15 protein-coding genes and 1 pseudogene are annotated in these 16,767 nt (G+C 61.0%); 1 reads left to right on the plus strand and 15 read right to left on the minus strand.

Translation table 11 applies throughout. The annotated features are described in order from the left end of the window. Positions 1-15: 15 nt before the first annotated feature. The 5 genes from AC2FIR_RS16920 to AC2FIR_RS16940 all read right to left on the minus strand — a co-directional run bounded on the left by AC2FIR_RS16920 (position 16) and on the right by AC2FIR_RS16940 (position 6,387). Positions 16-1,593, minus strand: a complete 1,578-nt coding sequence (locus AC2FIR_RS16920) for an ABC transporter ATP-binding protein (protein ID WP_496744835.1) — start codon at positions 1,591-1,593, stop codon at positions 16-18. Then, a complete protein-coding gene (locus AC2FIR_RS16925; protein ID WP_496744837.1) occupies positions 1,590-2,696 on the minus strand; it encodes an ABC transporter permease in 1,107 nt (368 codons plus the stop codon). The genes AC2FIR_RS16920 and AC2FIR_RS16925 overlap by 4 nt, the downstream gene beginning before the upstream one ends. Continuing rightward, positions 2,697-3,791: a microcin C ABC transporter permease YejB gene (locus AC2FIR_RS16930; protein ID WP_496744839.1), complete on the minus strand. Its 1,095-nt coding sequence runs from the start codon at positions 3,789-3,791 to the stop codon at positions 2,697-2,699. A gap of 1 nt (position 3,792) precedes the next feature. Then, a complete protein-coding gene (locus AC2FIR_RS16935; RefSeq protein WP_496744841.1) occupies positions 3,793-5,703 on the minus strand; it encodes an extracellular solute-binding protein in 1,911 nt (636 codons plus the stop codon). Positions 5,704-5,877: 174 nt separating this feature from the next. Continuing rightward, positions 5,878-6,387: a c-type cytochrome gene (locus AC2FIR_RS16940; RefSeq protein ID WP_170613798.1), complete on the minus strand. Its 510-nt coding sequence runs from the start codon at positions 6,385-6,387 to the stop codon at positions 5,878-5,880. Between the two features lie 119 nt (positions 6,388-6,506). Between AC2FIR_RS16940 and AC2FIR_RS16945 the strand changes: the two genes are divergently transcribed. Beyond that, the gene (locus tag AC2FIR_RS16945; protein ID WP_170613612.1) at positions 6,507-7,340 is read left to right on the plus strand and encodes a prephenate dehydratase; all 834 of its coding nucleotides are present in this window, start codon (positions 6,507-6,509) and stop codon (positions 7,338-7,340) included. An 18-nt stretch (positions 7,341-7,358) separates the two neighbouring features. Here the strand turns inward: AC2FIR_RS16945 and AC2FIR_RS16950 are convergent, their stop codons facing one another. The 10 genes and pseudogenes from AC2FIR_RS16950 to AC2FIR_RS16995 all read right to left on the minus strand — a co-directional run bounded on the left by AC2FIR_RS16950 (position 7,359) and on the right by AC2FIR_RS16995 (position 16,753). Continuing rightward, positions 7,359-7,520, minus strand: coding sequence for a hypothetical protein (locus AC2FIR_RS16950; RefSeq protein WP_496744920.1), 162 nt, complete (start codon positions 7,518-7,520; stop codon positions 7,359-7,361). Between the two features lie 43 nt (positions 7,521-7,563). Further along, positions 7,564-7,740: pseudogene (locus AC2FIR_RS16955) on the minus strand (hypothetical protein); the annotation flags it as partial. Between the two features lie 42 nt (positions 7,741-7,782). Continuing rightward, positions 7,783-9,054, minus strand: a complete 1,272-nt coding sequence (locus AC2FIR_RS16960; RefSeq protein WP_170613616.1) for an aspartate aminotransferase family protein — start codon at positions 9,052-9,054, stop codon at positions 7,783-7,785. A 1-nt stretch (position 9,055) separates the two neighbouring features. Then, positions 9,056-10,159, minus strand: coding sequence for a mandelate racemase/muconate lactonizing enzyme family protein (locus AC2FIR_RS16965; protein ID WP_496744842.1), 1,104 nt, complete (start codon positions 10,157-10,159; stop codon positions 9,056-9,058). Beyond that, on the minus strand, positions 10,156-11,262 hold the full coding sequence (locus tag AC2FIR_RS16970; RefSeq protein WP_496744844.1) for a mandelate racemase/muconate lactonizing enzyme family protein: 1,107 nt from the start codon (positions 11,260-11,262) through the stop codon (positions 10,156-10,158). Before AC2FIR_RS16970 ends, AC2FIR_RS16965 begins: the two co-directional genes overlap by 4 nt. Then, positions 11,259-11,543 carry a cupin domain-containing protein gene (locus AC2FIR_RS16975; RefSeq protein WP_170806027.1) on the minus strand — a complete coding sequence of 95 codons (285 nt, stop codon included), beginning with the start codon at positions 11,541-11,543 and terminating at the stop codon, positions 11,259-11,261. The genes AC2FIR_RS16970 and AC2FIR_RS16975 overlap by 4 nt, the downstream gene beginning before the upstream one ends. Continuing rightward, on the minus strand, positions 11,540-12,646 hold the full coding sequence (locus AC2FIR_RS16980; protein WP_480812568.1) for a mandelate racemase/muconate lactonizing enzyme family protein: 1,107 nt from the start codon (positions 12,644-12,646) through the stop codon (positions 11,540-11,542). The genes AC2FIR_RS16975 and AC2FIR_RS16980 overlap by 4 nt, the downstream gene beginning before the upstream one ends. Beyond that, the gene (locus AC2FIR_RS16985; protein ID WP_496744846.1) at positions 12,643-13,221 is read right to left on the minus strand and encodes a dimethylsulfonioproprionate lyase family protein; all 579 of its coding nucleotides are present in this window, start codon (positions 13,219-13,221) and stop codon (positions 12,643-12,645) included. The genes AC2FIR_RS16980 and AC2FIR_RS16985 overlap by 4 nt, the downstream gene beginning before the upstream one ends. Continuing rightward, positions 13,218-14,300 carry an alcohol dehydrogenase family protein gene (locus AC2FIR_RS16990; protein ID WP_480440651.1) on the minus strand — a complete coding sequence of 361 codons (1,083 nt, stop codon included), beginning with the start codon at positions 14,298-14,300 and terminating at the stop codon, positions 13,218-13,220. Before AC2FIR_RS16990 ends, AC2FIR_RS16985 begins: the two co-directional genes overlap by 4 nt. Continuing rightward, positions 14,300-16,753, minus strand: a complete 2,454-nt coding sequence (locus AC2FIR_RS16995) for an FAD-dependent oxidoreductase (RefSeq protein WP_480911682.1) — start codon at positions 16,751-16,753, stop codon at positions 14,300-14,302. The genes AC2FIR_RS16990 and AC2FIR_RS16995 overlap by 1 nt, the downstream gene beginning before the upstream one ends. Between the last annotated feature and the right edge of the window lie 14 nt (positions 16,754-16,767).

Here is a 16,767-nt window from a genome sequence, read left to right on the forward strand (position 1 = left end):
CGTGGCGGGCTGCTTTCAGCCCGCCGCCGCGATCAGTTCTCGGGTGTAATCGGTCTGGGCATTCTCGAACAGGTCCTCGGCCCGGCCCATCTCGACCACGTCGCCATTTCGCATGACGATGACGTTGTGGGACATGGCGCGCACCACCTTCAGGTCGTGACTGATGAACAGATAGGCCAGCCCGTATTTCTTTTGCAGATCGCGCAGCAGATCGACGATCTGCACCTGCACCGTCATGTCCAGCGCGCTGGTCGGCTCATCCAGCACCAGCAATTTGGGCCGCAGCACCATGGCCCGCGCGATGGCGATGCGCTGACGCTGACCGCCGGAAAACTCGTGCGGATACCGGTCCATCGCCGCCGGGTCCAGACCGACTTCGGTCATAACTTCGGCCACCAGTTCGCGCGGCGCGCGGTGCGGATCAACGTTGTGGATCGCCAACCCCTCGGCAATGATCTGCTGGCAGGTCATGCGGGGGCTGAGGCTGCCGAACGGGTCCTGAAACACGATCTGCATATCTTTGCGCAAGCGGCGCAATTCACGCGTGGACCAGCGGCGCACGTCCTGATCGCGGAATGTAATCCCGCCTTCAGAGGCAATCAGCCGCATGATCGCCAGTGCCAGCGTGGTCTTGCCCGACCCGCTTTCGCCCACGATCCCCAGCGTCTCACCCGCGCGTACCGACAGCGTCGCATCGTTGACGGCCTTCACATGGCCCACCGTCCGCTTGAAGAACCCGCGCTGAATCGGAAACCACACTTTCAGGTGGTTCGTCCGCGCCACTTCCTCGGCATCGGCGGCCACCGGATCGGGTTCGCCCGACGGTTCCGCCGCCAGCAGCTTGCGCGTGTAGGGGTGCTGCGGGTTGTCGAAGATTTCGGCGGTCACGCCGGTTTCGACAATCTCGCCGTCCTTCATCACGCACACCCGGTCGGCGATCCGCCGCACGATACCCAGATCGTGGGTGATGAACAGCATCCCCATGTTTTCGGACTTCTGCAGGTCAGCCAGCAACTCCAGGATCTGCGCCTGAATTGTGACATCCAGCGCGGTTGTCGGCTCATCCGCAATCAGGATGTCCGGCTTGTTGGCCAGCGCCATCGCGATCATCACCCGCTGGCGCTGTCCGCCGGACAACTGGTGCGGATAACTGTCCAGCCGATCCCTCGGGTCGCGGATGCCAACCTTGATCAGCAGTTCCACAATCCGTTCGCGCGCTTCGTCGCCGGTTACACCCTGATGCAGGGCCAGCGACTCGGCCATCTGCTTCTGGATCGTGTGCAGCGGGTTGAGCGAGGTCATCGGCTCCTGAAAGATGAAACTGATATCGTTGCCGCGCACATCCTTCAGCCTGTCCTCGGACGCGCCGATCATTTCCTGACCTTCATACGTGACCGAACCTTCGACAATCGCGCTGTCACCCAAAAGTGAAACCGTGCTCAGCGCCGTTACAGACTTGCCCGACCCCGATTCCCCAACCAGCGCGACCGTTTCGCCCCGGTCGACGGTGAAGGACACACCCCTGACCGCCGCGGAAACCTGCCCGTCCTGCCGGAACGAGACCCTGAGGTTATTCACATCCAACAAGCTCATGAAAACGTCTTTCTGGGGTCAAACGCATCCCGCACGCCTTCAAAGATGAAAACCAGCAGCGACAGCATGATGGCAAAGGTGAAGAACGCGGTGAAGGCCAGCCACGGCGCCTGCAGGTTCTGTTTTGCCTGCAAGGTCAGTTCGCCCAGTGACGGGGCCGAGGACGGCAGGCCGAAGCCCAGAAAATCAAGGCTGGCCAGGCCCGCGATGGTGCCGGTCACGATAAATGGCATGAAGGTCAGCATGGCCACCATCGCGTTGGGCAACATGTGCCGGAACATGATCGTCATGTTGCCAACGCCAAGCGCCTTGGCAGCGCGGACATATTCAAGGTTACGCGCACGCAGAAATTCCGCCCGAACCACGCCCACCAGCCCGGTCCAGCTGAACAGGATCATCAGGACGACCAGCAACCAGAAACTTCGCCCCAGAACCGCAAACATGATGATGATGACATAGAGCGACGGTGTCGCGGACCAGATCTCGATGATCCGCTGGAAGATCAGATCCAGCCAGCCGCCGAAATAGCCCTGGATGGCCCCTGCAAACACCCCGATCAGGCTGGCCGCGCCGGTGACGACCAGCGTGAACAGGATAGACAGCCGGAACCCGTAGATCACGCGCGCCAGAACATCACGTTTGGTGTCGTCGGTGCCCAACAGATTCTGCCCGTTCGGCGGCAGGGGTGCCGCACCCGGCCGGTCAACGCTGGTGTTGTAGGAGTACGGAATTGGCGGCCAGATCGCCCAGCCCCGCTCGAACCCGTCCGCCTGAAACGTGCCGGCATCGATCTCTTCGATGATCCGCTCGGGATCGTCAAAACACTGATCAAGACCACCGCTGTCGATCAGGCATCTCACCTCGGGGTCGCGATAAATGGCTTCGGTCTGAAAATCCCCGCCAAATTCGGTTTCGGCGTAGAAATTGAACACCGGCGTGAAGAACTCGCCCCGGTATTTCACCAGAATCGGTTTGTCGTTGGCGATGAACTCGGCGAACAGCGACAGGCCGAACAGTACCGAGAAGATGATCAGCGACCAGAACGCGCGACCATTGCGCCGGAAGTTGCGCCAGCGGCGCTGGTTGAGAGGGGACAGCGCCATTTACCCCTCCCGCTTTTCGAAATCGATGCGCGGGTCGACCACCACGTACATCAAATCGCTGATGATGCCGACCACCAGCCCCATCAGACCAAAGATAAACAGTGTGCCGAATATCACCGGATAATCCCTTGCCACCGCGGCCTCGAACCCCAAACGGCCCAGCCCGTCCAGCGAGAATATGGTCTCGATGATGATTGAACCGCCAAAGAACACCCCGATGAACACCGCCGGAAAGCCCGCGATCACGATCAGCATCGCATTGCGGAACACATGACCGTACAGAACCTTGCGCTCGCTCAGGCCCTTGGCGCGGGCGGTCATCACATATTGCTTCTTGATTTCATCCAGGAACGAGTTCTTGGTCAGCAGCGTCAGCGTTGCAAACGCCGAAATCGTCAGCGCAATGATCGGCAGGGCAATGTGCCAGAAATAGTCCGCAATCTTGCCAATCAGGCTGAGGCTGTCCCAATTGTCCGATGTCAGCCCCCGCAGCGGGAAAATCTGCCAGTAGGATCCGCCCGCAAACAGCACCAGCAGCAGGATGGCGAACAGGAAACCGGGAATGGCGTAGGCCACAATGATGGTTCCGCTGGTCCAGGTATCAAAGGTCGATCCGTCCTTGATGGCTTTGCGGATGCCCAGCGGGATCGACACCAGATAGGCGATCAGGGTCGACCAAAGACCCAGCGAGATCGAAACCGGCATCTTTTCCAGCACCAGTTCGATGACACTGATGGAACGGAAATAGCTCTCGCCGAAATCCAGCGTCAGGTAGTTGCCCATCATGCTCAGAAAGCGCTGGAGCGGAGGCTTGTCGAAGCCGAATTCTTTCTCCAGTTCGGCAATGAATTCGGGCGGCAGCCCCCGCGCGCCGACATATTTGTCGTCAAAGGCGCCCCCGGCAGGTTCCGAGGCCGCCCCGGCATCGCCACCGCCTGCAAATCCGGCAAAGACATCGCCCTGCCCTTCGATCTGGGCGATGATCTGTTCAACCGGGCCGCCCGGCACGAACTGCACCAGCGTGAAGTTGACGATCATGATGCCCAGAAGGGTCGGAATGACCAGCAACAGGCGTCTTAGAATATACGCGCCCATGTTATCGCAGCGCGCCTTTCGCTTTCAGAGCCGCCTCTTTTTCCGGATTGATCCACCACAAATCCAGATAACCAAGGCTGAACGGAGGCAGGTTTTCCGGGTATTCATACATGTCGTAGTAAGCCGTCCAATAGTCCGCAACGTATCCATCCGGGATCACGAAAAACTCATACCGCAACACGCGGTCAAGCGCCATCAACGCCGCGTCCTGTTCTGCCTGATTCGTGGTATCGAACGAGGCTTCGATCACCGCATCCACCAATGGGCTGGCCAGACCGGCCGGATTGAAAAGGCTGAACGCAGCCTCTTTCGAGCCGTACATCTGGCTGAGCCCCCCGCCGGTGGACAGGAACGCCCCATACTGTGTGGAATGGATCATGTCATAGTCCCGCTCGCGCCGGCGCAGCGTGTATTGCGACGGATCCACCTTTTCCGCCGTTGCATCCACACCAATGGCCTGCAGGTTCTGCACAAAGGTCTCGATCATCGTCGCGGTCGAGGTCGGAATGCTGGAAGAATAGGGAATGTTCACCTTCAGCGTCTGACCCTGTTCGTTCCGGCGCAGATTGCCATCTCCAACCGGCCAGCCAGCCTCATCCAGCAGCTTCGAGGCCGCCCGCATGTTTCGCCGATCGTTCAGGCGCGCCGAACTGGACTCGTGCATCACCAGGGCCGGTTCGCTCAGAACCTCATCCGGCACGATATCGCCAAGGCTTTCCAGAAAGGCCAGTTCAGCCCCCTCCGGCGGCCCCTTGGCCTCAATATGGGTGTCCTGAACAAAGGAATTGCGCGGTGCGTTCAAGCCGAACATCAGCGATTCATTGGCCCATTCAAAGTTAAAGGCCAGCGCCAGCGCCTTCCGCACCTTTTTGTCTTCGAATTGCGGTTTACCCAGATTGAACACAAACCCGGAAGGCGTCGGAGGGCTGCCATCCGCAATCTCATCGCGGACGACCGTTCCTTGGGTCAGCTTCGGAAAATCATAGCTCGAGGCCCAAAGCTTGGGGTCACTTTCGATCCGCATGGTGTATTCACCAGCCTTGAACCCCTCGAACGCGGCAGTCTGATCGGCGAAATACTCGATACGAATGGTGTCGTAGTTGTTGCGGCCAACGTTGATCGGCAGATCCTTGCCCCAGTAATCGTCCCGGCGTTTGTAGACGATGCGCCGGTTGATGTCGTAACTGTCCAGCTTGTAAGGCCCGGACCCCACGGCAACCTCAAGCCGGGGCTCGTCCAGACGGCGGGATTCGTCAGCCTCGAACCAGGCTTTCGAGAATACCGGCGTCGACCCGACCGTTTCGATCAGCCCGCGGCGCGTCACTTCCGGGCTAAAGGAAAATTTCACCGTGTGATCGTCCAGCGCTTCGGCCCCTGTCACCATGCGACCGACGGCCTGCGCATAAGATGGCAACCCCTGCTCGATGAACAGGCGATGGCTGTAGACCACATCCTCGGCTGTCACCGGTGTTCCATCCCAAAACGTCGCCTCCGGTCGCATGTGGAAAATCACGTAATTGCGCCCTTCATCATACTCCATGCTGTGTGCAAGCAGACCGTAATACTGCCCCACACTGTCTGACGCGCTGTCGATCAGCGCATCATACTGGATCGACGTCAGCGCCCCGGCGCGGCCCTTGCGCGAATAAGGATTAAGCGAGTCGAAGGTGCCAGACCCCGCCAGCGACAGCTCGCCCCCCTTGGGGGCTTCGGGATTGACATAGTTCAGATGCGGATAATCGGGCGGGTAGTCGAGATTGCCAAAATAGGAATACCCGTGGCTGCGCGTCACGCCCTCCTCAACGGCCCCGGCCAGATTCGCGGCCCCCACGACCAGAGCGGCAGAAACCCCCACAACGGCAGCCCAGGACCGGGCGTGCAATTTGAGATTACTGGACAGAAGGGATTTCATGGTGCTCATCCTCTTGGTCGTTTCCGTCTTCATTGTTGTGACCGACAGCTAAAAGGCCAGAACTGTAAGTTGCAAGTTTAGAACGCGTGAACGGATTGTGAAGTTGTCCTTAGACAAAAAATAAAGCCGCTGCACGGGGCAGCGGCTTTGAATTCGGTTCATCCGATCGGCCGATCAGTTGCCGATGGTCTGCAGATAGGCAATCAGGTCGGCACGTTCCTGCGGCTTCTTCAGGCCGGCAAAGCTCATCGAGGTGCCGGAAATGTAGCTGCTGGGTCTTGTCAGGAAGGCATCCAGCGCCTCTGGCGTCCAGTTGCCGCCATGGGCCTGCATGGATGCGGAATAGCCGGTAAAGCCCTTGGCGGACGCAACCGGACGATCCACAATCGCGTACAGATATGGGCCAGTGCCGTTGGCGCCGTCTTCCAGCTTGTGGCAGGCGGTGCACTTGCGGAATACCTTCGCACCCTTTTCAGGATCGGCCGCTGCCAGCATGTCCTCGAATACCACTTCTTCGCCGTCGGCGCTTTCGCCCGAGCTTTCGGTTTCGATGACATAGGCGGCTTCGGCGCCATGGGCATCTACACTATAGAGAACATCTGCCCCCCATTTGGCCAGAAGAAGCACCAGGAAGGTGCCGAACAGGCCTGCGGCGGCCTTGGTAACTGTCATCGTGTCGAACATTGATCGCGAGTCCATTTCAGCTGTCTGCGGGGTGTCTAAGGCTTCCCCTTGCAAGAGGCAAGGTATAGACACCGCGACTAAACGCCCAAATCAAGAACTTGTTGCACGGAATCGACCAAATGACCAATCGCATCGCATTTCAGGGTGAGCCCGGCGCCTACAGCCACGAAGCTTGCCGCAACGCGCGCCCCGATATGGAGGCCCTGCCCTGCCGCACTTTCGAGGATGTGATCGAATCGGTTCGCGCCGGTGACGCGGATCTGGCGATGTTGCCGGTCGAGAACACGACCTATGGCCGGGTGGCCGACATTCACCGGCTGCTGCCGCACAGCGGGCTGCACATCATCGATGAGGCCTTCGTGCGCGTCCACATCAACCTTTTGGGCGTTCCGGGCGCAAAGCTTGAAGACATCACCGAGGCGCATTCGCATCTGGTGCTGCTTCCGCAATGCGCGGGATTTCTGAAGGAACATGGCATTCGCGGCCGCGTCAGCCCCGACAACGCCCGTGCCGCGCGCGAGGTTTCAGAACAGGCCGAGCTGCATTCGGCGGCCCTTGCCAGCGAGCTTGCGGCAGAAATCTACGGCCTGAACGTGCTGGCCCGCCATATCGAGGACCGCGACAACAACACCACCCGGTTTCTGGTCATGTCTCGGCAGTCCGACCTGACGCCACGCGGGGATCACGGCATGATCACCAGCTTCGTGTTTCAGGTGCGCAACATCCCGGCCGCCCTTTACAAGGCGATGGGCGGTTTTGCGACAAACGGCATCAACATGACCAAGCTGGAAAGCTATATGATCGACGGCTCGTTCACCGCGACCCAGTTCTACGCCGACATCGTTGGGCACCCCGAGGACCGCAACGTGCAATTGGCCATGGACGAGCTGGAACACTTCACGACCAACGTTGAAATTCTGGGCGTCTACCCGGCGGCACAGCCGCGCGGCTAAACGTCAAGCCCCCCAACGCTAGATCGCGAATTCTGATTTGCGCGTGCCGCTGCGCCACGCCGCAAGGATCGCGTCCACGTTGGCATCCACCCCGTCCATCGCGTCGACCTCCAGATCGTATTGCCGGCCTTTGTGAATTGTCCGCTGGTCCTGTTCCGCGCTGCCGGGGCGGACGGTCACCGCGGGCTGCCTCTCTGCGGATCAGCTCAGGCACCGGGCAGTGCACGCCGACAAACAGCATGTCATGGTGTCTCAGCCCCTGTTTCATGACTTCGGCCCAGTCCGGCGGGTGCAGAATATGATCTGCGACATTCCTGGGGACCAAGCTTGTTGGGTTCGATCCTGAAGAGCGGTATCCCGGGACACCACTCAGATGCGACTTGCGCAGAACACCGGCCATTGCGCAAGCCCGGGCAAACCTGATCGCAGGGCGCCAAAACCCTTAGACGATGGCCGCAACCGCCTTTGCCACCGCCGCACGTGTGTGTTCCAGATCAGCCTCGGTCACGGCCAGCGACGGGTACAGCTTGCCCGGCGCCTTGAAGATACCCGCCTCGCGCAAGGCGGCGTTGTAGACGACGTTGCGCTGGGGATCATCATGTTTCGCGCTGCGGTAGTCCCGGCAAGTGTTGGCGGTGAAATAGATGTCGAACAGTGTCTCATCGCCGCAAATCCGGTGTGGGATACCGGCGGCGCTCAGCGCTTCAGACTGCATGGTCTGTAGCGCCTTTCCGGTTGCGCGCAGCTTGTCATAGACACCGTCGCGGCGCAGAACCTCCATGGTTTTCAAACCGGCCACGGACGCGATCGGATTGCCGGACAGCGTGCCCAACTGCATGAGCCAGCCCTCTTCGCCCACCTTCGCCTTGTCGAAATGCTTCATGATCTCGGCGCTGGCACCAAGAGCCGCCAGGGGAAAACCGCCACCGGTGATCTTGCCCAGCGTGCAGATATCGGGCGTCACACCGTATTTCTCCTGCGCACCGCCATAGGCCAGACGAAACCCGGTCACGATCTCATCGAAGATCAGCAGAACACTGTGCTTGTCGCACAGATCGCGCAGCCCCTGCAGATATCCCGGTTCAGGCGGGATGATCCGCTGCAGCGGCTCGACCATGATGGCCGCAATGTCGTCATGTTCATTCAATAGGTTCGACACCGCCTCCAGATCATTGAAAGGCGCGATCAGCATCTGGTCGGCCACGCCCTGCGGGATACCGGCGCTGTCGGGCACGGCCTGTGGGAAGTTGACCTCGCGGCTGGGGGCCAGGCTCATCTGCGCCTCGGCGCTCATACCGTGATAACCGCCTTCGAATTTCAGGATCTTGTCGCGACCGGTATAGGCGCGGGCCAGCCGGATCGCATACATATCCGCCTCACCGCCCGAGGCGACAAAGCGGATCTGCTCGCAACACGGCACCGCATCGACAATCGCTTCGGCCAGCTCGACACCCTTTGCATTGTTGGCAAAAAAGGTCATACCCTTGGGCAATTGCTCCAGCACCGCCTCCATCACCTCGGGGTGGCCATGGCCCAGCAGCATCGGCCCCGAGCCGATCAGGTAATCGACATATTCCTTGCCATCCTCATCCCAGACGCGGCTGCCTTCGCCGCGGGCGATGATGATACCCGGATCGAAATTGCCAAACCCGCCGGCGGGAAGAACCTCGTTCGCGCGGGCGATCCATTCGGATTGCGTATTGATTTTCAGCATCTCAAACGATCTCCAATATTGGGGAGCCAAGAACCTCCGGGTCCGGTGTAACACCTAACCCCGGACCCTCAGGCGGGGCAATCCGGCCAATTTCACGGTTTGGTGCGTCCGGGCAGACGCGCGGGGAGACATAGGAAGACAGGTCGCAGGTATTCATCAGCGACGCAGCCGGTGTCGACGCCGCGAAATGCAGCGCTGCCGCCGTCACGATATCCGACCCCCAGGTGCATTCGGCGCAAATCTCGGCCCCCAGATGCACGGTCAGATCCCGCGCCCGGCGCATGGCCGACAGCCCGCCGAATTTCGAGATTTTCAAAGCGACGGCATCCATGCAGCCCAGCGCATGCGCCTGCAACAGCGAGGCCAGATCATGAGCGTTTTCGTCGATCTTCATCGGCAGGCCGGTGGCCTGGCGCACCGCCGCGCAGTCCTCTAGCGTTTTGCAGGGCTGTTCCAGCATCACATCCAGATGCGCCACCGCCCGGCCCGTGCGCGTCGCCTGCAGCCGCGATGCCCCGCAATTCCAGTCGCCATAAACCAGCGGTCCCGGCCCCACGGCCTCGCGCACCTTGATCAGCCGCTCGGCGTCAGCCTGCCAGTCGCCTTCGACGCCCAGCTTGACCTGAAACTGGCGAATGCCGGTCTGGTAAGCGGTCTTGGCGATCCGCGCCATGTCATCTGGCGCGATGCAGGTAATCGAGTGGTACAGCGGCATATCCGCCTGTGTCCGCCCGCCCAGCAGCGCATAGACCGGCTGACCCGAGGCCTTGCCAAACAGGTCCCACAGCGCCAGATCCACGATGGATTTGGCATAGAGATGCCCCTGCAGAAACCCATCCAGCTTGCGCATGGGCGCATCGACCCCGAAGGGAGACATGCCAAGAATTTCCGACCCCATCTCGGCCACAGCTGCGGGAACCCCATCGGCATAGGCGGGAAGGTAATGCGGGATCGGGCAGACCTCGCCCCAGCCTTTCAAGCCGGTATCCGTTTCCAGACACAGGATATGACTTTTGACTGTCGCGCAGGTCTTGCCCTCGGCCATGTGATAGGTTTCGTGACTTGTCAGGTCGACAGACCAGAGCGTTATCTTGGTGATCCTCATTGGTAGGCTCCGACCGGATCGCCTAGCGCATCCTCGTCCGGCGAAACACCAAGGCCGGGCGTTTCGGGCAGATGCAGGTAGCCATCAATGTTACGCGGACCGCGCCCGCCAGCGATGTCGAGGGTGATCATATCCTGACAGGCCCAGACCGCGTGGCAGTTGTCATCCGGGATGGTCGCGGCCAGATGCAGCGCTTCGGTGTCCGCCAGAACCGACCCGCCCGTGGCCATCACGAACATGTCGATACCATGGGCCAGCGCGATATCACGAATCCGCGCCGCCTTGGTCAGGCCGCCGACACGGTTCAGCTTGATCCCGAACACCTCGGCCAGGCCATCGCGGGCAATGCGGGCGGCGTCCTGCAGGGTGACGAGGCTTTCGTCGACTGACACGGGCGAGGCATGACGGCCCGAGATAGCGGCGATATCATCCAGCGTCTCGCCGGGTTGTTCGAACGTGACGTTCAGGTCCTCGCAGGCACTCATCAGCCGCAGCGCCTGTTGCCGGGTCCAACCCCGGTTGACGTCATAAAGGATGATCTCACCCGGTCGCCGGATGCTTTCGACATCGCGAACACGGGCAATGTCGCGTTCGACATCTCCACCAATTTTCACCGAATGGGCGATGTAGCCCCGGCTGCGATAGCGCTCGATCACCGCGCGGGTTTCCTCCACGGTCTTCGCACCCACGGACGAAGCAATCGGACGCGGTGTTCGTGATCCGCCGCCCATAAGGTCGGCAATGGGCAGGCCCGCCGCCTGACCGGCGATGTCCCAGCAGGCCATGTCGATCGGGCTTTTTGCATAGAGATGTCCGGGTAAGGCAAGATCCATGGCACGTTCCACATCCAACACTTTGCGCGGATCCAGGCCCAGAACGAAGGGCGCCATCGTCTCGATTCCCGCGCGGATACCCGGCCCGTGTGCGGGCACGTACGTGTGGCCCCAAGGAGTGCCCTCGCCCCAGCCGGCCAGGCCCTCATCCGTTTCGACTTTGACCAGCGTTGCATCAAGCACCTCGAACTTGAGCCGCCCGCCGGACAACCAATAGGGATGCTCCAACGGCAGATCGACGTGATAGACCGATATCCGGGTGATCTTCATTTCAGTTCCACTTCGACAAAGGACATGGGGCTGTCCCCGTTATTGATAACGTTATGCTCGACCCCTTCATCGCGCCGATACGCGGATCCGGCCGGGACCGTCACGTCATTGACCGAGCCATCGGGCAATTCCAGCCGCATATGGCAATCGGAGATGGCGGTGATGACATAGTCCATCTCGTGCCGATGCCACCCGGTTTCCCCACCGGGCGCAAAGTCAAATCGCGTCACCCGAACACGGGCGTCGTCAATCATTTGAGTTGCCGTTGCTTGTGGTCTCATAGGCGGAACTCCTCTATCGGCGCGCCGAGGCTTTCGAAATCAGGGGTTACGCCCAGACCTGGCGTATCAGAGGCGTAAAGCTTGCCATCCCGCGACACCGGACCGCCGATTCCGGTCGACCGCGTGTTGTAGTTCATCAGATCGGTGGTGTTCTGCAGATACTCTGCCGGGGTTGAGGCCGCGAAATGCGCCACGACCGAGGATGTGATCTCGCCACCCCAGGTATCCTCACTGACCACCGGAATTCGGTTATCTAACAGATAATCCCGCACGCGCCGCGCCTTGCTGAGCCCCCCGAGGTTCGAGATCTTCAGGCAACAGATCTCGGCCCCGCGATCCGCCACGATCCTCTGCGCCATGTGGATGCCGGTCAGACATTCGTCCAGCTTCATCGGCTGCTCGGCGACACGGCGCACCTGCTGGCATTCTTCATAGGTGCGGCAGGGCTGTTCCAGAATGAAATCCAGATCACGCGTGGCACGCGCCACCCGGATCGCATTGTCCACGCGCCAGCCCTGATTGGCATCGGCCATCGCCTTTTCACCCGGCTCCAACAGCGGCACCGTGGTGCGGATACGGTCAATATCGGTGACCCAATCGCCGCCGACTTTGACCTGAAACTGGCGATAGCCCTGATCCCGGTAGCGATCCATCTCGGCCACGGTCTCGTCCACCGCCTTTTGTGGGGCCACCCGGTACATCGGCGCACCGTCGGTCAGCTTACCGCCCAGCAGCATCCACACCGGCTGATCACAGGCCTGCCCCAGAATATCCCAGCATGCCGCATCGAACGGGGCCTTGGCATAGCCATGCCCCTGTACCAGGTGATCCAGAAGCCGTTCGATCCGCCCGACCTGACGCGGGTCTTCCCCCAACAGCTTTGGTGCCACCAGACGTGCGAGTGCAGGAACACCTTCGGAATGCGCCACCATGTAGTTCTCGCCGCAGGGCGTGAACTCCCCACAGCCCTGCAATCCGGCATCGGTGTCGATCACGACCACCGACGCAATAGCGGTTTCAATCGCGTTGCCCGCACCCCAGACATACGTGCCACCTACATAGGGCAGCCCGGTCTGGAAGACGCGGATACGGTTGATCTTCATGCAGCGTCCATTCTGGGCAGATCGCCCATCCCGTCGCCGCGCCACAGGACAAAGGTCAGGATCGGCTGTTCTGTCGTGGTCATGGCGTGGCTTTGCCAGCTTTCGTGATGCCGCGTTTCGTTAGGGCCGACGAAGGCCTCGTTTCCGTCGACCCGGAACACCGCCCCGCCCGCCAGAGTCAGATACAGCTCCTCAGCCTGATGGCTATGCCAATCATAGTTCAGGCCGGCATCCCAATACGCGACGTAGCCCCGCAGCTGAGTCGAGTGGAAATGCCCTGTCGGACCAAAGAGTTCGTAGTACCCAAAGCGGTTCAGGAAATCCGCGCCGACCTCCTCTTCGGTATAGGTCAGCTTCCACTGCGCCAGATGCGCCGTCGCCTTGATCGCCGCGACCAGATCGCGGGTCGGCTCCCCGACGTCCTCGGCAAAGTCACGCACCAGATCGGTCGCCGGTATCGGCGCAGGCTGCAGACCTGTGGGAGTCAGATCATCGGGCCAGGCCCCGAAAGCGGCAAGATCAGGATGCGCCTGATGCACCAACCGGGCCGCTTCCAGTACGTCATCAAGCGTCATGGGATCACCACAATATTGCCGGTGTGTTGTTTGGCGATGAAGGCGGCCTGCGCCTCGCGCAACTTTTCCAGCGGAAAGGTCGCGGCCAGCGCGGGCTTGATCTCTCCGGCTTCGATATACTTCACGAGGTTCCGCATTACCTGCGGGTCGATCACGGTCGAGCCGGTAAAGGTCAGGTCGCGCAAATAGAAAGTCCGCAGGTCAAACTCGACCATCGGGCCCGCAATGGCGCCGGAACAGGTATACCGACCACCTCGTTCCAAAATGTCGATCAGGGTCGGCCAGTAGGGCCCGCCCACCACATCGGCAACCACGGTGATCTTCTCGTCGCCCAGCGCCGCCCGCAGGTTTTCCGGCGCGCGCGGCAGGATCACATCGGGCCCCAGTTCGGCCACATCGGCATGCTTCGCCTCGGACGCCAGCGCGATCACGCGCGCACCGCGGCGCTTGGCCAACTGGACCAAAGCGCCCCCAACACCGCCGGACGCGCCGGGCACCAGCACCGTGTCTTTTTCGGTCACGTTGGCGCGGGTCAGCATGCCTTCGGCGGTGGAGTAAGAACACGAGAACGTCGCCAATTCGGCATCCGAAAGGCCCGAGTTGATCGGCACAGCGTTAACCGCAAGCGTGGTCGCGTATTCGGCAAATCCGCCATCGCGTTCCGAACCGAAATAGCCGGTTTTGTCCATGTTTTCCGGGTCGGCAGGGTCCCGCAACCAGCCATCGGTGATGACACGTTGGCCAATACGGGCAGGGTCAACGCCTTCACCGACGGCCACGATTTCACCGCAGATATCGGCCCCTTGAATGCGGGGGAAGGTGATCGGCGCGCCGCCCCATGTCGGGTCGTCCTCACTGACTTCTTCGAAAGCACCTCCGGTGGTCGCCTCAGAGACGGTTTTGGAGTACCAGCCGGATCGCGTGTTCACGTCAGTGTTGTTCAGACCGCAGGCGGCGACCTTGATCAGAACTTCTCCGGCGGCGGGGTCCGGGCGCGGCCAGTCCGTGTGCAGCACCATCTGCTCCAGCCCGCCGTGACCCATCGTGACCATGGCTTTCATCGTATCGGGCAGGCTCATCACGCGGTCTCCATTATTGCGTCTGTGCGGGGCAACAGGCTTTCGGGGTCATAGGCCGGCTGACCAAGAATCCGGCCCGCGCGGGGCTTGCCGTGGATCACGACCTCTACTGCGGTTCCGGGCGCGGCCGCGTCGGGTTTGACATAGGCAAAGGCCAGGATCTTACCGACTGTGTGACCATAGACCACCGAAGCGGTCGACCCCACGACACGCCCGTCCAGCACCACAGCTTCTCCACCATGGCCATCCGCAACACCATCCGGCTCGATTTCGAGATATGCACACACCCAGGGCAGGTCAGTGTTCAGGGTCTTGTCCTTACCCAGATAGTCCTTGTCCGTCTGGGCAAAGCGCAGCACGCCTGCCTCGGCCAACGTGACCTCGTTGGTCAGTTCACCCGCGCCCTTGAAGGCCTTCTCCATCCGCATCACGTTCATGGCAAAGCTGCCATAATCGGTGATGCCATGGGCCTCGCCTGCCACCCACAACGCGTTGTAGACATCCAGGCAGGCGGCGTTGGGCATGTGCAGTTCCCAGCCCAACTCACCGGCATAGGACATACGGAAGGCCCAGACCTTGTGGCCCGCTATGGTGATTTCCTGCGCGGACAGCCAGCGGAACCCGGCATTGGACAGATCGGCGTCGGTGCAACGCGCCAACACGTCCCGCGAGCGGGGGCCGTTCAGCGACAGGGCCGACCAGTCTGCGGACAATGCGGTGATCTGCACATCCTCAACTGCGCGCTGTTGCGCCAGATGATCCAGCAGGCGCTGTTCGAAGAACGCCGCGCAGACCAGATAGAACCGATCCTCGGCCATGCGGACAATGGTCGTCTCCAACTCGATCCGCCCTCGCCGGTTCAACATATGGGTCAACGTGATCGAGCCGACCTTCTGCGGCATCCGGTTGGCGGTCAGCCGGTCCAGCAGGGCATAAGCATCCGGCCCCGAGACCTCGACCTTGGTGAAGGCGGTGACATCCATGATGCCGACGCTCTCGCGTACCGCTTTGACTTCAGCCGCGACCATGTCATCGGCAGGTGTACGGCGGAAGGAATAGTGATCGCGCTGCTCCACGCCGTCCCGCGCGAACCAGCGGGGGCGTTCGAAACCATAGACCTCCTCGTGCACCGCGCCTTTGGATTTCAGCAACTCATACAAAGGGGACGGCTTGATCGGGCGCCCCGCCAGACGGTTGAAATGCGGAAAGGGTACTTCGTGACGCAGGCAATAGTCCTCTTCCGCCTTGATCACCTGCCAGTCCTTGTTGGCATAGCTGCCAAACCGTCGCGGGTCATACTCGCGCATCGAAATATCAGCAGCGCCATGCACCATCCAGCGCGCCAGTTCGCGGGTCAGACCCGGCCCCCAGCCGATCCCGATCTGGGTCCCGCAGCAACACCAGTAGTTCCGAACACCGGGCGCGGGCCCGATCAGAGGGTTGCCATCCGGCGGATGCGAGATCGCCCCATGCACATCGCGCTGAATACCCAGCTCGGCAAAAATCGGCATCCGGTTCAGGCTTTCCTCTAGCCACGGCATCACCCGGTCGTAATCCGCGTCGAACAGCCAGTTCTCGTATTCCCACGGGCAATGATCGTGCCAGACCGAGTTCGGGTTTTCCTTCTCATAGATCCCGATCAGCCCGCGCTGCTGCTCCATCCGGATATAGCCCGAGACCTTGCGGTCATCGCGGATCACCGGCAGCTCCTTATCCAGGTTCTGGAACTCCGGCACCGGCTCGGTCACGAAGTAATGGTGGGTCATCGAGGTCATCGGCAGTTGCAAACCGGACCATTCACCCATCTGCCGGGCATAGGTACCGCCCGCGTTCACCACATGCTCGCAGGTGATTGCGCCCAACTCGGTCTCGACCACCCACTCGCCATTTTCGGCCTGCGTGATGTTGGTGGCGCGGCAATTGCGGAAGATTCGCACGCCTTTCTGACGCGCGCCGGTCGCCATCGCCATTGTTACATTGGTCGGATCCACATGCCCGTCATCTGGCGTATAGAGCGCACCCAGAACGCCCTCGAGATTATAGAACGGATGCAGCTCGGCGACCTTCTCGGGGCCGACCAGCTCGATGTTGAACCCCAGCGACCGGCCCACCGACAACGTGTGGCGCAACCAGTCCATCTCGTCCTCGGTATAGGCCAGCCGGAACGAGCCGCAGCCATGCCATGTGACGGGTTGGCCGGTCTCAGCCTCCAGCTGGCCGGAATACAGGCCGATGTTGTAGTCCACGCATTTGCCCAGCCCAAAGCTCGAGGTCGAATGCGTGATCTGGCCCGCCGCATGCCAGGTGCTGCCGCTGGTCAGTTCAGCCTTCTCCAGCAGGACGGTATCACCGCCCCACCCTTCATGCGCCAGATGATAGGCCAGACCGACCCCCATAACACCGCCTCCGACGATGACCACACGGGCCTGTGACGGCAATTCATTCCCGGACATGATTTTTCCTCTTC

The organism is Ruegeria sp. CDSB136 (assembly GCF_059610965.1).